Origin of the sequence: Streptomyces sp. NPDC004435, assembly GCF_042873895.1 — a bacterium.
GTDB lineage: Bacteria > Actinomycetota > Actinomycetes > Streptomycetales > Streptomycetaceae > Streptomyces.
On sequence record NZ_JBIAMB010000016.1, the window covers coordinates 17,318 to 35,528 of the forward strand.

Here is an 18,211-nt window from a genome sequence, read left to right on the forward strand (position 1 = left end):
ACCATGCCGTACCGCACCGAGCGCATCGAGCACCTGCTGAGCGAAGGCGTCCGCGACAAGGTCTACCCGGGCGCGGTGTGGGCTGTCGGCGACTCCGCCGGCGTACGGGCGACGGGCACCACCGGCGTCCTCGACCCCGACGAGCCGAACGTGAGGATGCGGCCGGACACCGTCTTCGACGCCGCCAGCCTCACCAAGATCCTCGCCGTCTGGGCTTCCATCGGAGCCCTGTGGGAGGACGGCGTCCTCGACCTCGACGCCCCGCTCGGCACCTTCTGGGACGAGGTCACCGGCCACCCCCTCGGCACCGTGACCGCCCGGCAGCTCCTGACCCACACCGCCGGTCTCCCCCTCCGGGCCCAGCTGAAGAGCCTCTACGGCACCGACCCCGCTGCCATTCGCCGCGGAGTCCTGCACGAGGCCCTCAACCGGCCGCCCGGCGAAGCCGTCGAGTACACCGACCGAGCCGCCCTCATCCTCGGCTACCTCGCCGAACACCTCTCCGGCCGGCCCCTCGACCAGCTCTGCGAGACGAGGACCTGGCGCCCGCTGGGCATGGACTCGACCCGCTTCGGCCCGCTGCCCGCCGGCATCGCGTCCCGCTGCGCTCCCACCGAGCTCGACCAGGACACCGGCACCCACCTCAAGGGCACCGCCCACGACTTCTCCGCCCGGCTCCTCGGCGGGGTGTGCGGCATCGCCGGCACCTTCACCGTCCTCGACGACCTGGCCGTCTTCCTGCGCTACATGCTCGCCCCCACCACAGCCCCCGCCCCGGCCGGCTTCGGATCCGAGTGGAGCGCCCACTCCCTCACCGTGCAGACCGGCGGCCTCCAACCCGAACGCGGCCTGTTCTGGCACCCGGCCCCCGGCACCACCGACGATCAGGACGTCTGGGTCCACTACGGCTTCACCGGCACCGGCATGTGGATCTCCCCCACCCAGGACAGGTGGGCGGTGCTGCTGACCAACAAGCTCTACTACACCCGCGACCGCCAGCCTCTCACCGACGTCCGCAACGCCTTCCGAGAGCTGGCGTTCACCTGACGCACCTGGCGCCGCCTCCGCCCCTCACCGAGCCGTTGATCAGGGTGCAGCCGTACCCCGACCGTGGCGAGAGCACCGCGACCGACTTCGTCGCCCGGTGCAAGGAGCACGGTGTTCTCGCGGGTACCGCCGAGCTCGCGGCTGGCGCCCCCTCGCAGGGGCACTGCTTCGAGCGCGTCGACCTGAAGATGCTGGAGGACGCCGTCTTCGCAGACCGCGCTGCCTGGGCGGCCGATGTCGAAGCCGTCACTGGGGCGCTCGGCACGTTCGACCTGTGCACGGTCTACCTGCAAAGCCTGTACACCGTCTGGCAGGCCGCCGGGTTCACCGACGCCGACAAACGGCCTCTCACCGCCGCCTGCACCACGGCATGCACCGCCGCCTGGGTGCTGAAGGCCCGGCTCGACGCGGGTGACGGAAGCGCCGGCCCCGCCATTGACGAACGCGCCCGCTACACGCTGCTGCACCTACTGCGCAATGCTTGGGTACTCGGCGCCGATCTCGGCGTGGACGAGAGCGCCGCCGTCACCTGGCTGGCGGCCACCGTCCGGGCCTGGACCGAACCCGTCTCTGTGCGCGACGCCCCCTCCATCGCCGCGGCGGCCATCTCCGGCGGCCTCGCCCTGACCGCATTCCTCCAGTGGGCCGTGCCCCGCGCGCCCGACACCGGCCGCCTGCCCGCCGAAGCCGACACTCTGCTGACCGGCCTCGTCACCGACGGGCGAGACGGCCGCGCCCTGGCCTCCATCGGCACGGCCCTCACCCCGCTGAGCCGCCACGCCCTGACCTGGTACACCACCCACCGGGCCGCCCTGCTCGACATCACCGCGCCGGCCGCCCCGATCCACACCTGGCTGCGCCACCTCGGCGACGCCGAGCACGCCGTGCTCGGCGACCTCGACCCCGGCCAGACCATGGACTACCTGCGCACCGGCGCCCCCAAGGAGGTGTTCGACCGCTTCGCCGCCACCCTGCTGCGCTCCCCCGACACCTTCGGGCCTGGCTTCCTCACCGAGCTGATCACCGGCAGCGGCGGCCCGGCCGCCGTCTCGACGCTCCTGGGCGACATCGCCCACTTCCTGCCCCGCGAGGACGTCGCCGGTCCCCTGCCCCTGCAGCAGCGTGCCTTCCAGCTCTGGGACCAGGTCCTGGACCTCGCGGACGCCGTCACGGACGCCGGCCACTTCGTCTTCGCTGAAGGAGTCGACCAGCGCCAGTGGCTGGCCCGCACCCTGCGGACCCTGCGGGCTTGGTGTTGTCGTCGGCGTTGCCAGTTCGACCAGTGCAGGACGTGGTCGACCGGGGCCGGCTGGCAGCCACTACAAACGACGCGGCCACACACTCCCATAACCTGACCACCAGTCACGACTAACACCGTTGCAGTGCCAGGCCCGAGTCGCTGCTACCCAGGGGGACGAAGAACGTGCGTCGAACGCTGGACTCAGCGGTCAAATCACCCGCGAGAGCGCACTCAGAGGGCGCTTGCCTGGCGCGGAACAGGACGTCCGAGGTCAGCGAGCACTCCGCGGGGGAGGCCGGACCGAAGCGTCTCGAGAAAGAAGGGCGGCTCTTGAAGGAGGCTCCTGCCGAACAAGGGGTGAGGCCACATGCTCGGGTTGGCGAACGGGAGACCAAGGTAGGCAGTGCCCGGCTCAAGGGGCCAGGTGGCGTCGAGAGCCAAGCCCTCGGGAGTAGCAGTCCAAGCGTGCGGGGTGTGCAGAAACTGGCTGGCGCCGACCGGCGCGGCACCGAATCCCTCGCAGTACGTCAGCTGCAACTCAGGGTGTTCGTCGGCGAGCTGGCTGCTGTTGGTGAAGCAGAAGCCGGGGTGCAAGGACTCAACGCCGTCAGGGAGCGGGGCCGGGCTGAAAAACCTACCTTCACGCAGCAGCAGGTCGTACTGGCTGGTGTAGGTCCAGCGCTCCCTGATCGACCGGGCCGACGGATCGATGGCGTCGGCTGCCTGGCGAAGATAGGCCAGCAATTGCTCTTCGACCTCGGTGAGGCGCCCGATCTGATCGGCCATCTTGCCGCCCCTCTCGTAGCAGAGCTGCCCAGACCCGGGAGCCTATCCCGAGTCCGGGCTGCGGTGGCTCCCCGCGGCCCGCAGCCACGCAGTCTCCCAGCCCGCAGAGAACGCCCCAGGCGTTTGCCAAAGCGGGACGAGCGACGTCGGGGAAGTCCCGGGCCTGCAGCACAGGCCCGTACAGAGAGCCTCCGCTGATGTGGTTGTTGACGCCTCCATCTCCGGCACGCGCCGATTGCACTTGCCGGTGCCATGTCTCGAGGTCGGCGCTGAATTCGGGGTCCAGGGCCGCCCTGGCTGCTAGCGCGGTGCTCGGTTCCTGGGCTCGTCCCGGGTCGGCGGGGTCCTGTGTCAGCAGTTCCAGTTCCGGAACGCCGGAGCCGGCAACCGGGTCTGGGGAGTTCCCGCTGTCAGCACGCCTGAACGGGTGCCTGACCAAAGCGCCCAGTCCCGCCCATGCCTGCCGCCCCTCTCGCCGCCGGCTCCGCCGGCCAGCGCCGCCAGCAGCCCCACCGTTATGGGATCCATCCTCGTCACCCTCCGCCGCGCGCGTCTGTCTTCCCCGGCCCCGTGCTCGGCGCCCTTTTCGGGCGACGGGTCGTATGCATCCTGGACGGCGGCGACACCCGCAGGATCCGGAAAGCCGTGTTCCTGGCGCTCCTCAAGGACGCGAAGCAGGGGCGGTACTCGCCGCCAGATGACGTAAGGCTGGTTGTCCGAGCGGAGGGCGGCCGGCTGCGCCTGCTTGATGTGGATCTTCTACAGCTGCTCACGTCCGCGTTGGCGGTGTGCAGGTCGCGAGCCCCGGTTGTTCGTGCGGTGCACGGTCTTGCGCGTGTACCTCGCTGCTGCGGCGCCGGTGGCGAGGGCCGCTGCGAACGGGGCGGTCCACCACCAGCCGTCCGCCATTCGTGCCAGTGTGAAGCTGACCAGGGCGAACGCGCCAGTAGCCAGCGTAGTGACGGCCAGACGTGGCAGTGCCTCATCTTGTGTGCGGGCCAAGTCGGCATCGACCCGGTTCGCAGCCCTTGCCCGTGCTTCTTGGCGCTGGGCGTCCCTCGCCCACAGGACTTCAGGCACGGAAGAGGTCTCCTCGTAGCGGGATTCAGCATGACGGCCGCTGTCGTGTGCTCTGCTGTCCGATGGTGAGGGCCTTCTCCATCTCATGCGCGTTGTCTCCTCGTATTCGGCTGGGCAGCCGGGTGCCCGCCGATGCCTCAGGGAGTGATGGGGACCCGGCCAGCGGCCAGCAGAGCCGCTAGTGCCTCGATCAACTGCTCATGCTCGTCCACGAATTGCTCCAGTTCGGGGGCATCCACCGACAGCAGGCCGAAATGTCTGGTGCCGTCGGCGACCGGAGCGGCGATGACTGCTGTGTAGTTGTTGGAGGAGGTCGGTCGCAGGTGACTGATCCTGTTTGCACTCCCGTCCACCACCCACACCTTTCCCACATCCAGAATCTCTGTCTTGATATGGGTACCCCCCGTGCTGGCACCGGGAATCAGCGCGCGCGGGGGTGCGGCGTTCGGAGGGTAGAAGCCGATGAGCGCAAAGTCCCCTGCGGAGTCCAGCTCGTAGTAGGCGCTCCGGGCCTGCGCCGGAGACGCCGGCGTGGCTGGGGGCACGGTCAGATTCACTGAAGCCTCCAGGACCTCCTTCACGAGGGAGGCGAACTCCGCGGCCAGCACCGCATCCGGCGCCGCGCCGGCTGGTGCAGGGTTCAGCACGCTCTGCCGGGAAACCTGCGTCCTCAGGATCCGTGCGATCACGGGCAGCACCTTGGCGCGGAGCAAGTCCAGTTCGGTCTCGGCCCTGATCGCCCGTTCCCGGGCCAGGACCCGGGAACGCTCGGCCAAGTGGTTCTCCACGAAGGTCCCCAGCACAGCCACGACTGCCAACGACATGCCGACGATGTAGATCGCGCTCTTGTCGTCGTTCTTACCGAAGCCCTCCCCATAGGTACCCACTGCCACCAGACCCGCACCGGCAAGTGCGGATATGGAGAAGAAGGCAATGACCTTGCGCCAGTACGCCCACCCCACGTGCCGTTCCTCCCGTACCCCGCACGGCTGCCCTGCCTGGACCCGTTATCGTCCCATAGCCCCCTTGCACACCAGGCTCGCATCACCTCATCCGCCCGATGAACCGGATGTACCCTACTGATCGTTCCTGGCCTCACGTCTCACGCGCGCGCGTGAGGCCGAAACCGTTTCCGGCGGGGAGTACACGCGGCAGCACCGGCGCGGAGGCCTGGTTCTCCTGGATCGCTGCGGCTTTCCCAGTGGAGCGAACGCCAGGGGTGACGCCTGGGAATCCGTCGCAGATTTCATTGCCAGTCTTCGATCTGAAGACGTGGGGGCGCTGTGGAACCTTTGATTGGGGCGAGCATGTGCGACCAAGCACTGTTCGTGGTCCGCGACGTGATCTACAGAACGGCCACCAACCTGGCCGGCTGCCGATAGCAGCCGTCCACAGCGGGCTGCCGCAGAAGCAGGTCGGGGTCCCGCCCCCCTCGGGCGAACAGGCGGCTCCTGCCCGAGAGCAGGGGGCAGGGGGCGCTGCACGCCCGTCAGGGCATCGTTCTCGCGGTGCCGATCGGGCCCGGTCGCGGGCCGGGTGGGCCGCTCAGTGGGCGATGCCGTCGATCAGCTCGCGCGCGCCCTGCCGCAGGAGGGCCACGGCGACGGAGGTTCCGAGGGTGGCGGGGTCGAGGCGGCCGGCCCACTCGTGGGCGTGGAGCATGACCTTGCCGTCGGGCGAGAACACGGTGGCCCGCAGCGACAGCTCGCCGTTGCGCTCGACCCGGGCGTACCCCGCGATCGGGGAGTTGCAGTGCCCTTGGAGGACGTGGAGGAACATTCGCTCGGCCTGGGTCTCCCGGTAGGCGTCGTGGTCGCCGAGGCCGCTGACGAGGTCGATGAGGCCGGTGTCGCCCTCGCGGCACTGGAGCGCGAGAACGCCGGCGCCGATGGGCGGGATCATGACGTCGACCGGGAGAGTCTCGGTAATGACGTCGGTGCGGCCGATGCGCTCCAGGCCGGCGACGGCCAGGAGCAGGGCGTCGGCCTCTCCGGCCTCCAGCTTCGCGAGGCGCTTGTTGGCGTTCCCGCGCATGGGGACGCAGTCCAGGTGCGGGTGGGAGGCGGCGAGCTGGGCGATGCGGCGGACGGAGGAGGTGCCGATCCGGGTGCCGGCGGGCAGCTGGTCGAGGGTGAGGCCGCCCGGGTGGATGAGGGCGTCGCGGATGTCGTCGCGCTTGAGGAAGGCGGCGAAGGTGGTGCCGGCTGGGAGGGGCCGGTCTGCCGGGACGTCCTTTACGCAGTGCACGGCGAGGTCGGCCTCACCGGCGAGGAGCGCGGTGTCGACCTCCTTGGTGAAGGCGCCCTTCCCCTCGACCTGGGACAGGTCGCCCATCCACTTGTCACCGGTCGTCTTCACCGGCAGGACGGTGGTCTCCACGTCCAGGTGGAGCGCGGCCAGCTCGGCACGGACACGCTCCACCTGGGCGAGAGCCATCGGCGAATCACGGGAGACGATGCGGATCAGATCAGGAGCCATGTACGCACGATAGACCGTCAGATTCTGGCGGCGACCACCAGGCCCGAGGCCCAGCTCATGGGCGTGGCAAGCCAGTTGGTGACCTCGGGCAGTCCTTCGAGGAAGGCGTCCACCCGGGGCTGATGGTCGTCCGGCCACGTCGCTTGGGGCAGCATGTCGTCCACGACGTACAGGGCGCCGGGCTTGAGCAGGGTCAGGAGATCGGGCAGCCGGAGGTACTTCCCGGGCCGGCAGTCGACGTACGCGAAGTCGAACAGGCCGTCCGCCTGGGTGTGAGCCAGTCGTCCGCGACCGCGTGGACGAATTCGATCCGGGCGTCGTCGGCCAGGTGGTGGCAGGCGATGGCCTGCACGACCGTGTTGGCCTCTACGGTGACAAGGCGGGCTCCGGGGGGCATGCCGGAAGCCGGCCACGCGGCGCCGGCACCGACGCCGGTGCCAAGCTCCAGGAAGTGGCCGTCCGGCTTCGAGGCGGCGAGGGTGGCCAAGAGGCTGCCGGTGCGGTCTTCGCAGGACATGGCGAAGCCTGCGTGGGCGGCGTCTTCGAGGATCGCGTCGAGCTGCGGCGGGCGCTGGTGGGGGACGTCACGTATGGCAGGCCTCCAGATGGGCGGCGACGGTCTCGGCGGCGAAGGTGAGGATCTGGTTCGCGCCGGCCCTCACGAGCAGTGAAACTGCACACCTGTGCGCCGACGGCGGGCACCGGAGCCTCGGGAGAACTCGCCCCCCGCCTTCCCTGTGGCTGCCCGCCATCGAGGGGCCGCGCGGCGCCCGGGGCTCCCACGCGGGTGTCAGGAGGCGTTTCGGTACGCGCCCGCGGAGCGGAACCACGGAGCCCCGCCAGCGCGCGTTGAGGCGGTCGATCACCGGCTCGATGCGCAGCTTCGCTTCCTACTCGGGGTCCAGGGAGATCTTTGTGCCAACTCCACCGCCACGCCACCGTACGGCACGGCACTCGATCGCATGGGTCCTCGCCAACGACGGCGGGGACCGTCTGTTCGCGATCGGAGGCAGTCGGCAAGTCCGGCACGCAAGTTCGTCCCAGGCTTCCCGACCGGACGGGGCAGTGGCGTCCCGAACCTGGGTGATCAGTCGCGAGGCTCCGTTGCTGGCTTCACCACGTCTCCTGGTGGCCCATCAGAGTCTGCGTCCGTCCTCCGAAGCCTCTAGGGTCGCTGTGAGGTGGCGCACAGGACCGCTACCCCTCAAGGTCGGCTCCGGTCCCCGAATCCCCCGAGCGGGGCCGGCGCCCGTCCTTGTTCACAACAGGGCGCTGTCATACCGCCGCAGGCGGGCCGCGAGGGCCTTCGGGGTGCTGCCAAGCGCGTCGGCGATCTCCTTGCCGGTGTGCTTGGCCATGGCGGCGCGGGTAATGTATGCGGCGTCAATCCCGATGACCGTGTCCAGGGCGATGATGATGCGCAGGGCGGTCAGCGAGTCGGAGGCCTCGGCTGCGCCCAGACGTTCGCGGATCGCAGAGATGAATCGGGCGATGTCCTCAGGCAGCGGTACAGCCGCAGCGGCCACCTGCTGGGAGCGGCGCACCCAGTCCCGCTCAAGGGCTCATGGCTGGCGGCCCCTATTCCCCGCCTGTACGAGGATGCCCCTTCGTTGGGTTCCGACGCGAGCAGGGCTCCTCCAGGTCAGCGGCTCGCTCCAGCCGTATGCCGGGCAATGCGTTCCACTTTCTTCAGGGAGATCGATTCGATGCCGGTGACGGCTGCGCGTTGGTAGGAGTCGCTGCCCGGGATCTCGGCCAGTTCGGCGGTGTACGGCTCGGAGGCGAGTCCTCCCGGCGCCCAGCAACCCGCCGCGCTGGTGACGAGCCGGTCGCCGATCACCGGGGCGATTCTCGCGAAGGGGCGGGGAAGCTCCTCCCGGGCGCCCGGGTCGGGGTTCAGGAAGGCCATGAGGGATCCGTCGGTCGCCCAGAGCGATCCAGCGGGCTGCCCCATGATGCCTCCGGCGCGGGTCGTCGCGCTGGGGATCCAGACGAGAGCCCCTTCGGCGACAGCGGGGCCGAAGAAGGTGCGGATGCCGGAGAGGCGCATCTCGTACATCCGCTCCCCGGTGCGTTCCATGGTGTGGTCGCGTCCCGTAAGGGTGCCCTTGGCCACGACGAACGAGCCGCCGATCTCCCGGGCGTAGGAAAAGTGCTGCTCCCACGGCGTGTCCCCGCACACGCTCCCCCCGAGGGCTACGGCCGGCGGTTCTTGTGCGTCGCGCAGGCCCGGAATGCCATGGGTGAGGGCGAAGCCCGCTGTGACGAGCGCCAGTGCGCCGGCGGTGACCGCGGCCCTCCGTCGGAGCCGTCGGGTCCGCTTCCGCCGCAGGGCCGCCAGTACCCGATCCGGTTCGGGGGCGGAGGCGGCCGCCAGCGACGCGAGGACGGCCTTGTCGTCGAGTGGATTCATGTGCGTCAGCTCCTGTCTGCTGTGGACGCGAGCCGCATGGCGGCGCGGGCCTGGGAGAGGTGGGACCGGACCGTGGCCGGCGAACAGCCGATGAGCTCGGCGATCTGCCGGTCGTCCATGTCGTACAGGTAGTGCAGGCAGACCGCCGCCCTTTGACGCGGGGGCAACAGCGCGAGGAGCCTCGCCACCTGGTCCCGGCGGACCAAGTCGTCACCACCGTCCGGCACGGGTCGGTCGAGGACGTCCGCCTCCCGGACAGGTTCGGTACGGCGTCGTGCTGCCTTGCGGCGGTCCGACAGATAGGTGTTGACCACGATCCTGCGTACGTATGCCAGCGGGTGCTCGGTCCGGGAGATCCGCCGCCAGCGCGACACCACCACGACCAGCGCGTCCGAGAGTACGTCCTCGGCCAGATGCGGATCTCCGGTCAAAGCCCCGGCGAAGCGGCCGAGCTCCGGCAAGTGCGCGCCGAGGAACTCCTCAAGCGTCTTGATGGGATGCCTCCTTGTTCGCGCCGCCCACGACGGCGTTCCACTCTCTAGACGTCATGTGAGGGCGATTTTGTGCAGTGACGAAATGGCGTGGTCCCCGGCCGCCTGTTCAGGCAGCCGGGGACCACGCTTCGGACATCCGGTCAGTCGGCGGTCACACCGGTGCGGTGGCTCACCACGTGACCAGCGAGGCGCCGGAGATCGACCTCACGACGGTGCGCATCGAGCTGAAGAGCACGCCCTTGCCGCACATTCCCCGGTTGATAGCCGAAGGCCCGCAGCTGCCGACGAACTTGTCGACGCCTTGGATCATGCCTGCCGCGTACACCTTGCCGTCTCCGGCCAAGGTGAGTACAGGACCGCCGCTGTCTCCCTGCCTCACGGCGATCTGGTTCGACGACAGCTGGGTCCCATGGATGGTGTCGAAGGTCCCCATCCCCATCCTGTCGTCGAACCGGACCCTCATCTTGTCGACCTTGATGTTGCAGTGGACGCCGGTGTTGGCACCACTGGTGCACACCTTGTCGCCGATGCCGAGGTCGTCGTAACCGACGACGCGCTTGTTGTACCCCGACCGGTTGTTCCAGGCGCCGTCAAACATCAGCGCCGATCCCTTGGCGGACAGGACGCGCGATCCGCCACCGGCGTTGCGCACGCCCGTGCCGTACGCGGCCCTTCCCTTAGCCGCTCGGTAGTCCTGGGCGTAGCAGTGGCGGGCGGTGGTGACGTAGGCCCTTCCGGAGATCTTGATGGAGAAGCCTGTCGAGCAGTAGGTGTCCCACTTGGGGCTGTACATCAGTCCGCCTGCGTTAAACGGCGCGTAGTCGCTGGAGCGGGTGGCTGCAGTCTCCGCCTCGGTGTCCGGAATGATCTTGACAGGTACGCCGTTGATCTCGCCCGGAGAGAGCGGCGGCGCGCCGGTCTCGGCTCCGGACTCGCCGGTGCCTCCCTCAGCCGGCTCGCTCGTGGCAGGCTCGGCCACGGTGTTGGTGTAGGCGCCGTGGACTTCGATTCCGTCGAAGTCCGGAGTGACTCCGGCGATGTATGCGATCTGGAAGCCCGCCCAGGTACCTGCCTCGGCCTGTGCGAACGCCGCGTCCATCGCGCCGTCCAGCTGGGCCGCGTCGTGGTTGCGCTGTTCGACGGTCAGGGTGATGCCGCGAGTGGCTGCCTCCTGCGCGATGTGCGTGCGCTGCGCGGAGTCGCCGTGCCAGAGCAAAACGACCGAGAGGGCATCGGCGTCATGGACCGTTCCCACGAAGCCGTTCGCTTCGACGTCGGGCAGGTCGTTGATCCATGCCCTGAAGTCGTCCAGGGTTCGCTGGCGGTCGAGGCGGTCGGCGCCTTCGTTCTGGATGAAGTCGTCCAGTGGCGCGTCAACTTCAGGCGGCTGGACGGCTGCGCGATCGAGCGTGATCGTCGTGGACCGGGAGCCGGGCAGAGCACCGGTACCCACGAACTCGGCGGCGATCTCGAGCGGGCCGTCCTGCGTACCGGCCGCGATGTTCCACGTCAGCTTGTCGGACATCCCTTCGGCCATGCTCTGAGGCCATGTCACCGGTGCGCCGTTGCTGTCGGCGACATCGGAGGCGGGGACGGTAGTCCAGTCGCCGACACTGCCGGCGCGATAGCGGAAGGTGACGGCGGTGGCGTCGACCGGCGCCACGGCGGCGAGCTCGACGGCGCCGCTGACGACATCGGCATCGCTGAGCGAGATGATCTCCGCGCTGCCCACGAAGAAGCGCCAGGATCGTTCGGCGGAGACGTTGCCGGCACCGTCGACCGACGTCACGGTCAGCGTGTGCTCGCCGTCGCCCACTGGGATGTAGGTGAGTGTGGTCGGGCTGCCGTCCGTGCCGAGCGTCCGCTCCTCGTCGCCTTCGTTACCGATCTCGTCGTCGATGCGGTACCGCACCACCGAGACGTCGGAACCGGATGGAGCGATGGTGAAGGTGCCCGCGTTTCCCGGACCGTCTACCCATGTGTCCTGGGGGAAGTCGGCCGAACCGACCTGCGGGGCCATGGGCGCTGTGGTGTCGACAGTGAAGCGGAAGTGCGTGGGGGCGCCCCAGTTTCCAGCGTTGTCCACCGCGCGCAGGTGAAGGTACCACGTGCCGTCACTCATGGTGACGGCATGGCTCGTGCCGGTGGTGTCGACCGTGGTGTCGGGTGTCGTGCCGGCGGAGCTGTCCACGGTCAGGCTGAACCCGGCCGTGTCCGCCGCCGGCGCGGTCCAGTTCGCGGTGAAGGATCCGTTTGCGTAGGCGTTGCTCTGGTCGGCGTGGCTGGACGAGGTGATTGTCGGGGTCGGAGGCAGGGTTGTGTCGACCGCGAACTTGAAGTGAGCCGCTGAAGTTCCCCAGTTGCCCGCCTTGTCGCGCGCACGGAGGTGGAGGTACCACGTGCCGTTGCCGGCGACGGTGGCACTGTACGTCGTGGTGGTGACGTACGTACTCGTGGTCGGCGGGACCGTGGCGGCCGACTGGTCCACCACGACGGCGTATCCGGCCGCGCCGGAGGTGTCGGACGGGGCCGTCCAACTGAATGACGCGTTCTTCGAGGCGTAGACGGACGTGCCCAGCGGGTGCGTGCTGGAAGCGACGGCCAGGGGGGTTCCCGGGGCGGTGGTGTCCACGCGGACCGCGAAGTGCGTCGCCGCGGACCACAGTCCGGCGTTGTCCTTGGCCCGCGTGTGGACGTACCAGGTGCCGTCGGCGAGGCCCGTCTTGGACACGGCGGTCCCCGTCTGGGTGATCGTGGTCGCCGGCGTGGTCGTCGCGGACCGGTCGACGATCACCGCGTAGCCCTCGATGCCACTGGTGTCCGCGGCGGTGGCGGATCCTGTGAAGTCCTTGGACGCGTACCAGGCGGACTGTGCCGGGTGGCTCGTGCTCGTCACCGTCGGCGCGGCCGGGGCCGTGGAGTCGATGACGATCGTGCGGAAGGCGCTCCACGGGCTGTTGTCCGTGCTGTCGCCTGACCGGGCGCGCCACTTGTAGGTACCGGCAGGCAGCGCGGCCGGGGGTGACCAGCTTCCGGCCGTGCCGTTGGCGATCCAGCCGGTGTTGCCGGACTGGAGTGGTGCTGTCCCGCTCGCGGTCCAGATCTGGACGTCACCAACGACCTTGCCCGAGGCATTTCCGCCGTCGGCGTCGGTGATTTTCACCGACAGGGCTGGGGTGGTATCGCTCGTCGCGTCGCCGGGCGCTGGTGAGACCATGGTAGGGACGGGCGGCGGCGTGTTGTAGGTCACCGTCAGGTGAGGTTCGGTGGCCGAGTCCGCGTCAGCGGTGTAGTTGGCCGACCGGAAGCGCCGCCACGTCAGCGAGTCGCCTTCGTTGGCCCCACGGACCTGAAAACCGTAGTTCGCGGCACCGTCGGCCCACGCCTGCACGATCGCGTCCGTGTCGAACGCCATCACGCCAGCCGGGCACGAGGCACCGTATCCCAAGGCGGCCTTGTTGGTGACCGACCCGGTGGAAGTGGTGGCCGGCTGAGCACCCCAGGTGATGGCGGAAGGATCCCAGTCGGACGTGATCCGGCGGACCTGCACGCCCGAACCGCTGGTGGAACAGGTTGAGGAATAGTAGGAGTAGAGAGCGAGGTTCGTGTCCGTGATGTGCTTGCCGGCGAACCTGGAGACGTCGAACTTCAGGTAGGAGCGGGCGACGGTGGTGCCCGCGTCGTACGTTCCGGCTTTGAGCTCGGTGGAACCGCGCTGGGAATCCGGGTAGTTGGTCGCCACCCACGTGTCGGTGGAGGCTGCCAGTGTGGCGATGGGGTCCAGGATCAGCGGGTAAGTCACGTCAGGCGAGGCGAGGAACGAGGGGTCCGGTGCGAGTACCAGCACCGCGCTGCCGTCCGCGGCGGTTTCCAGGCGGGTCTCGATCTCGGCCCTGTGGGCAGGATCGCCCGACGCCGGGTCGATGCTCGAATCCCACATCATCGGCGCGGAGGCTTCCGCGATCACCTCACCGGAGAGGCTCTCCAGGACCAGGTGCCGGTTCTCCGCCTGCGACAGCTTCAGCCCCGTCATGGCCAGTGGAAAGCGGTATTCCAGCTTTTCGTCGGGACGCTCGGTGAGCACGACCGACTGCTCGAAGCCCTGCGGCAGCGCCTGAACCGTCATCAACTGACCTGGACCGAGCGCGTAGGTCGCGGTGTCCCCGTTGATGTCAGGGGCGGGAAGGGCCTGACCCCACTTCAGCCCGAACAGATGCTTCCCGTCCTTCACCGAAGCGAGCACCCCCGACCCGCCGTCGGATATCTGAACCTGCGCCGGCGCCGCGACCGGAGTGAGGTTCGCCCCGGTGTCGATCAGATCGGTGTTGACGTCCTCCCACTGCCCATCAGCGTTCTTGATCCGTACCGGGCCGGTATACGCCTCTACGGTCGTACTCCCGTCGGGATTCACGAAGACCGACGCGTCCTCGGACCGTTCGCCAAGTACTTCGGTACGCCGCTGCTGCAACCGGGCCAGCAGCCGCGCGGCGTTCTCGTCCGCCGCTTCCGGGGGCCCCGTCGGTTCCAGCCCCGGCACAGTGGCATCGGCGCTGGAGCCGGCTGGGCTCGCGGGATCCGTGGCCCCAGCCCATCCCGGCGCCATCAATGCCTGCGCCACCAGGCTCGCAGTGACCGCGAGGACGATGCGCCCTGTACGCCGGCCGTTGCTTCGCCTCCTGCCCACACCCTGCTCATCGGGCAGTCCACTACTTCTCCTCGATTGCACAATCCCCCCACTTGATCTTCACAACTATAGAAATCGAGGAATCCTGACATGCGGCCAGTCCAGGCCACGGCACGCGAGAGGTCACCACTCGCGGAACGGTTGGGTCGGCCCTCGGCCGGCACGGCACCCGGTGACAAGCTGCGGCAAGGGCCAGACCGCGGGGAGGCACGGCAAATGTCGGAGCAGCGCAGGCTTGGGTCTAGTCACGCACGTCGCGTCCAGCAATTCCCCTGCTACGTAGTCGAGTTGCCTCGTGCTCATATGCAGTATGTCAAGTCGAACTCCTCACAGCCCGCGACCTATGGGTATGAGGCGTGCGGGCCGCAGCCACCGTCGTTGCCGGTCACCGTGACTGTCGGACTTCTCCGCGATGGCGTGCCGCGGAGCTGGCAGTATCTGCGCGGGGTGGGCATCGAAGCGGCCGAGCTGGACCTCGCCGAATACGCCTCTGTCGACCCTGCCGGCCCCACCGGAGCCGGACAGGCGGCGTGGGCCGTCAGCAAGCTGACGCGTCTGCGCGAGCGAAGCCACACGCTGGCGCTCAGCGGTGAAAGGGGCAGGGGCGGCGGACCGCAGCACTTCATGTCCTGCTCAAGGCCGGGATCCACCGGGAGCGGGTTCGATGGTTGGTGCTGGAGGATCTCGACCAGCATCTTCGCCTGCGCACCAAGGTCGGCTGCCTGACACGCGACTTCGTCCCGGCCCCGGACATCCGCAACCGCGATGCGGCGCGCGGATGGTCGCATCTCGCGCTGTGGTCGCACTACGGCGACAAGTACGCCAGCATCTGCCTCAGACTGGACCAGGACAAACTCCTCGAGTCTTTCCTGCGTCACTCGGAGTCAGCGACCTTCGCCTTCCACGGGCCGGTCCGATATCTGAACGGGCAGAACCCGGCCTCCACCATCAGCGATGTCAACCTCGGCCAGGTGAAGGAGTTCGGGGCGGACGCAGCTGCTCGGGCCTACGCCGCCAAGAACAAGGACCCGCTGCCCTTCCGCAAGCACAGCGACTGGGCCTACGAATCCGGGTACCGGCTCGTCCTGCTCACCAGTCCGACGACTACGACTACATCGACATCCGCGACGCCGTCACCGGCGTGGTTCTGGGCAACAGGTTCCCCGAGCAGAACCTGCGAATGGTCCAGGAGGTCCTTGAGAGCTACCCGAACGTAGAGGAGCGACGGACGGGCGCCGCGGGCTGCTCCGCCTGCGTGCCTGGTCCCCGGTTGTGAACGGTGGCGCCCCCCAGCCGTGGAAGGGCAGTGCGGCGCGTGTCGGCCGGCGTTCGCCTCGGGTGATGTCGTTCTGACAGGGCGCGAGCTCGTGGCCAATCGGTGGCTGTCGGCAGCGTCGAGGCGGTAGCTGAGGCGCGTGGGCGGGCGTCGGAATTCCGCGGCGGCTCCGAACGCGCACCTGGGATTCGGGACGCGGGAGTCGTCCCTGGTCAGAGGGTCCTGGCGGCGTGAAGATCACCCTTGTGGCGGTCGGCCACCGTGATGAGAGTGTTACCCCTTTTTGGCCGTGATTGTCACAGGTGGGTGCTGGACTCTTCGGCACGACCTAAAAGCGAGCTTTTAGCCATGTAAGGGTGGTTCTTCTCTTGGGTGACGACCTCGACGGGGCGGATCGACTGCTCGACAGTGAGGAGCGGCAGTTGCTGGCCGCGGCTCCCGGACGCGGTGATCCGGGGGGATGGAAGCCTCTGGTGTCCGACGCCGGCTTCGTGAGGCGCTCTGCGGTGCTGGCCCGTTCGAGCCCACTGCACCGCCTGGATCTGAAGCAGGCCTGGCAGCAGTTCCCCTCAGGGGTGTACGACCCGCGGACTCTGGCTCTGGCGGCGCTGGAAGCGGTAATGCACCAGCAGGGGCTGGAGCAGGAGGCGACCACCGCAGCGGTGGTGGAGTTCCTGGTGGAGCTGGCGCAGGAAGCGGCACCGGGCCGGGACTGTGCCGAGCACGAGGCCGTGGCCGGGTTCGTGCTGCGGGAGCTGCTCAATGATCAGCAGGGCGGAATGGACTTTGCCGTCGCCTACAGCGACTACCGGCAAGGGCACTGCCGGCAGGAGCTGGCGGTGCGCTTGTTGAGCGAGGAGATCGGACGGGACGGCCGGGCGGTGCTGCGGGCGAGCGTGCCGGCGATCAACCTGCTGCTGGCGGGGATGGACGTCGACGTGGAGGACCACCAGGCGGCAAAGGACGAGATCCTGCGCCGTCAGGTACGCACAGGGCGGTGGGGCAGGGCGGAGGAGAGCGCGGGAGAGAGCCTGAAGCTGTCGCTGGCGTACGCGGAGCGAATCCGGATGGTGCTGCGCGAGACCGAACGCGACGTACGAGCCGTGGACTGGGGACAGCATGTACCCGACCTCCTCGATTCGGCGCGCAGCCACCTGCTGGAGCGGCAGCGGGCCGAGCAGGGGCTGATCGAGCTGATGCGTACGGCACGCGACGGGATCCAGGAAAGCGATGTACTGCTGACCTGCATGCGCATTCTGCAGTTGCTGCAGCGAGCGCATCACCGGCACTCGCAGCTGCTCGAAGAGGTGGTCGGAGCGAGATCGACGTTCCTGCACTCGCAGGCTCAGCAGCGTTTCCGGCCGATCCCCCGGTTGTCGCGCGTGGCTCTGCAAAACGATGTCCTCGCTCCGCTGCTGGAGCTGAGCGCGGCAGAGGCCGTCGCGGTGACTGATGTGTTCACCGATGCGTTGAGCGGGCCGCTCGTGACACACCTGCCGCGGCTTCGGGATTGGTGGAGCCTGCTGCTGGCGCCGGTGCGCGACAGCGGCGGGACGTTCCAGGACGACGAGATCGTGGAGCTGACGGACGACGATCTGACGGCTGACGCTGCGGGCCACAGCGATCTCGACTACGCGCAGGCTCGCAGGGTGCTGTCCTCGGCATTGGCCGGCCCCGTGAGGCTGTCGCAGCTGCTGGCGGTCGCGCTGTCCTCCGGGGCGGAAGTGGCGGACGTCGTGGCGCTGACGGTACTGGGCGCGTTCGCCCCGGACCCCGAAGGCGAGGACGAGGAGAGCGGCGTGCACGACCTGTCGGACCTGCTGGGGGAACAGCTGGTGGTGCTGGACGACGGAGCGTGCTTCGACGGCGGGCGCTACGGGGGCAGCGATCTGCTCGTCGTTCCGGCTCACCGTCTGATCGACGAGGACCTGCTTGAGGAGGCTGTGGCATGAGCACGGTTGCGGCTCGCGATGACCTGCAGGACGCTGCGGAACTGGTGCGATACGGGTGCCGGCCGCGGCTGCGACCGCTCTCCGATGCGCGCTACCACGATCTGCTGCAGCGCTACCGGATGGACAAAGGCTTCCGGGACAGGGTCGAGGCTATCGGCCAGGGGCTGGGGGTGCAGGTGATTGCCGCACACACCCAGGAGGGGCTGGTTCTGCACGCCCTGGACGGGGGCCTGTTCACCTACCGGATCAAGCACGATCTGAAGCGGTCCGCGGAGCGGCGTCTGATCCTCGGGCTCGTGCACATCGCGATCGCGGCTCGTGTGTATCCGACCGAGCACGATCTGGAGGACGAAACGGTCAAGCGCATCAGTGTCGGCGAGGTGGACGCCTTTCTTCGGCACCTCGTGGAGCAGCTGAGGGAGGCGTCGAAGGACGCGGACGGTTTGCCGGTGCCCGAGGCGGCGGTCGATGCCGTGTGGCGGATGTATGCCATGCGGCCTCCGGCGAAACCGACTGCGGCCAGGCGCGGCGTCACTCAGACCAGCACGCAGAGTGTGATCGCTGAAGCGCTGGAGTGGCTGGTGCACCAAGGCATGGCGCTGCCGGCCCCCGAGTTCGGCCCCGGGCACTACCGGTTGCTGCACCGGTTCCGGTTGCAGGTCAGTGAGGCGGCAGCGATGCCGGCGTTCGTGACCTTGCGCGACATCCGGCGTGCCCAGGACGCCGGCATGGCTGCCCCTACCGACACCGAGGAGATGTGA

14 protein-coding genes are annotated in these 18,211 nt (G+C 68.8%); 5 read left to right on the forward strand and 9 right to left on the reverse strand.

Translation table 11 applies throughout. The annotated features are described in order from the left end of the window. Positions 1-3 precede the first annotated feature (3 nt). Positions 4-1,047 carry a serine hydrolase domain-containing protein gene (locus ACFYT9_RS26650; RefSeq protein ID WP_389167989.1) on the forward strand — a complete coding sequence of 348 codons (1,044 nt, stop codon included), beginning with the start codon at positions 4-6 and terminating at the stop codon, positions 1,045-1,047. Between the two features lie 44 nt (positions 1,048-1,091). Further along, positions 1,092-2,402 carry a hypothetical protein gene (locus ACFYT9_RS26655; RefSeq protein ID WP_389167992.1) on the forward strand — a complete coding sequence of 437 codons (1,311 nt, stop codon included), beginning with the start codon at positions 1,092-1,094 and terminating at the stop codon, positions 2,400-2,402. 116 nt (positions 2,403-2,518) lie between these two features. Here the strand turns inward: ACFYT9_RS26655 and ACFYT9_RS26660 are convergent, their stop codons facing one another. From ACFYT9_RS26660 to ACFYT9_RS26700, 9 genes are all read right to left on the reverse strand, one after another. After that, a complete protein-coding gene (locus tag ACFYT9_RS26660) occupies positions 2,519-3,073 on the reverse strand; it encodes a hypothetical protein (protein WP_389167995.1) in 555 nt (184 codons plus the stop codon). A gap of 1,217 nt (positions 3,074-4,290) precedes the next feature. Further along, complete coding sequence (locus tag ACFYT9_RS26665) at positions 4,291-5,115, reverse strand: GAF domain-containing protein (protein WP_389167997.1); 825 nt, start codon at positions 5,113-5,115, stop codon at positions 4,291-4,293. 583 nt (positions 5,116-5,698) lie between these two features. After that, positions 5,699-6,631 carry a hydroxymethylbilane synthase gene (gene hemC, locus ACFYT9_RS26670; protein ID WP_389168000.1) on the reverse strand — a complete coding sequence of 311 codons (933 nt, stop codon included), beginning with the start codon at positions 6,629-6,631 and terminating at the stop codon, positions 5,699-5,701. 17 nt (positions 6,632-6,648) lie between these two features. Further along, entirely contained in the window at positions 6,649-6,786 is a 138-nt protein-coding gene (locus ACFYT9_RS26675; protein ID WP_389168002.1) for a hypothetical protein, read from the reverse strand. A 38-nt stretch (positions 6,787-6,824) separates the two neighbouring features. Continuing rightward, a complete protein-coding gene (locus ACFYT9_RS26680) occupies positions 6,825-7,148 on the reverse strand; it encodes an O-methyltransferase (protein WP_389168005.1) in 324 nt (107 codons plus the stop codon). 742 nt (positions 7,149-7,890) lie between these two features. Beyond that, the gene (locus ACFYT9_RS26685) at positions 7,891-8,175 is read right to left on the reverse strand and encodes a hypothetical protein (RefSeq protein ID WP_389168008.1); all 285 of its coding nucleotides are present in this window, start codon (positions 8,173-8,175) and stop codon (positions 7,891-7,893) included. 98 nt (positions 8,176-8,273) lie between these two features. After that, on the reverse strand, positions 8,274-9,044 hold the full coding sequence (locus tag ACFYT9_RS26690; RefSeq protein WP_389168011.1) for a hypothetical protein: 771 nt from the start codon (positions 9,042-9,044) through the stop codon (positions 8,274-8,276). 5 nt (positions 9,045-9,049) lie between these two features. Continuing rightward, positions 9,050-9,538: a SigE family RNA polymerase sigma factor gene (locus ACFYT9_RS26695; RefSeq protein WP_389168301.1), complete on the reverse strand. Its 489-nt coding sequence runs from the start codon at positions 9,536-9,538 to the stop codon at positions 9,050-9,052. Between the two features lie 169 nt (positions 9,539-9,707). Then, on the reverse strand, positions 9,708-14,156 hold the full coding sequence (locus tag ACFYT9_RS26700) for a DNRLRE domain-containing protein (protein WP_389168014.1): 4,449 nt from the start codon (positions 14,154-14,156) through the stop codon (positions 9,708-9,710). 737 nt (positions 14,157-14,893) lie between these two features. Between ACFYT9_RS26700 and ACFYT9_RS26705 the strand changes: the two genes are divergently transcribed. From ACFYT9_RS26705 to ACFYT9_RS26715, 3 genes are all read left to right on the forward strand, one after another. Next, a complete protein-coding gene (locus tag ACFYT9_RS26705) occupies positions 14,894-15,439 on the forward strand; it encodes a DUF2971 domain-containing protein (protein ID WP_389168017.1) in 546 nt (181 codons plus the stop codon). Between the two features lie 415 nt (positions 15,440-15,854). Continuing rightward, the gene (locus ACFYT9_RS26710; RefSeq protein WP_389168020.1) at positions 15,855-17,450 is read left to right on the forward strand and encodes a hypothetical protein; all 1,596 of its coding nucleotides are present in this window, start codon (positions 15,855-15,857) and stop codon (positions 17,448-17,450) included. Continuing rightward, entirely contained in the window at positions 17,447-18,211 is a 765-nt protein-coding gene (locus tag ACFYT9_RS26715) for a hypothetical protein (RefSeq protein WP_389168023.1), read from the forward strand. The genes ACFYT9_RS26710 and ACFYT9_RS26715 overlap by 4 nt, the downstream gene beginning before the upstream one ends.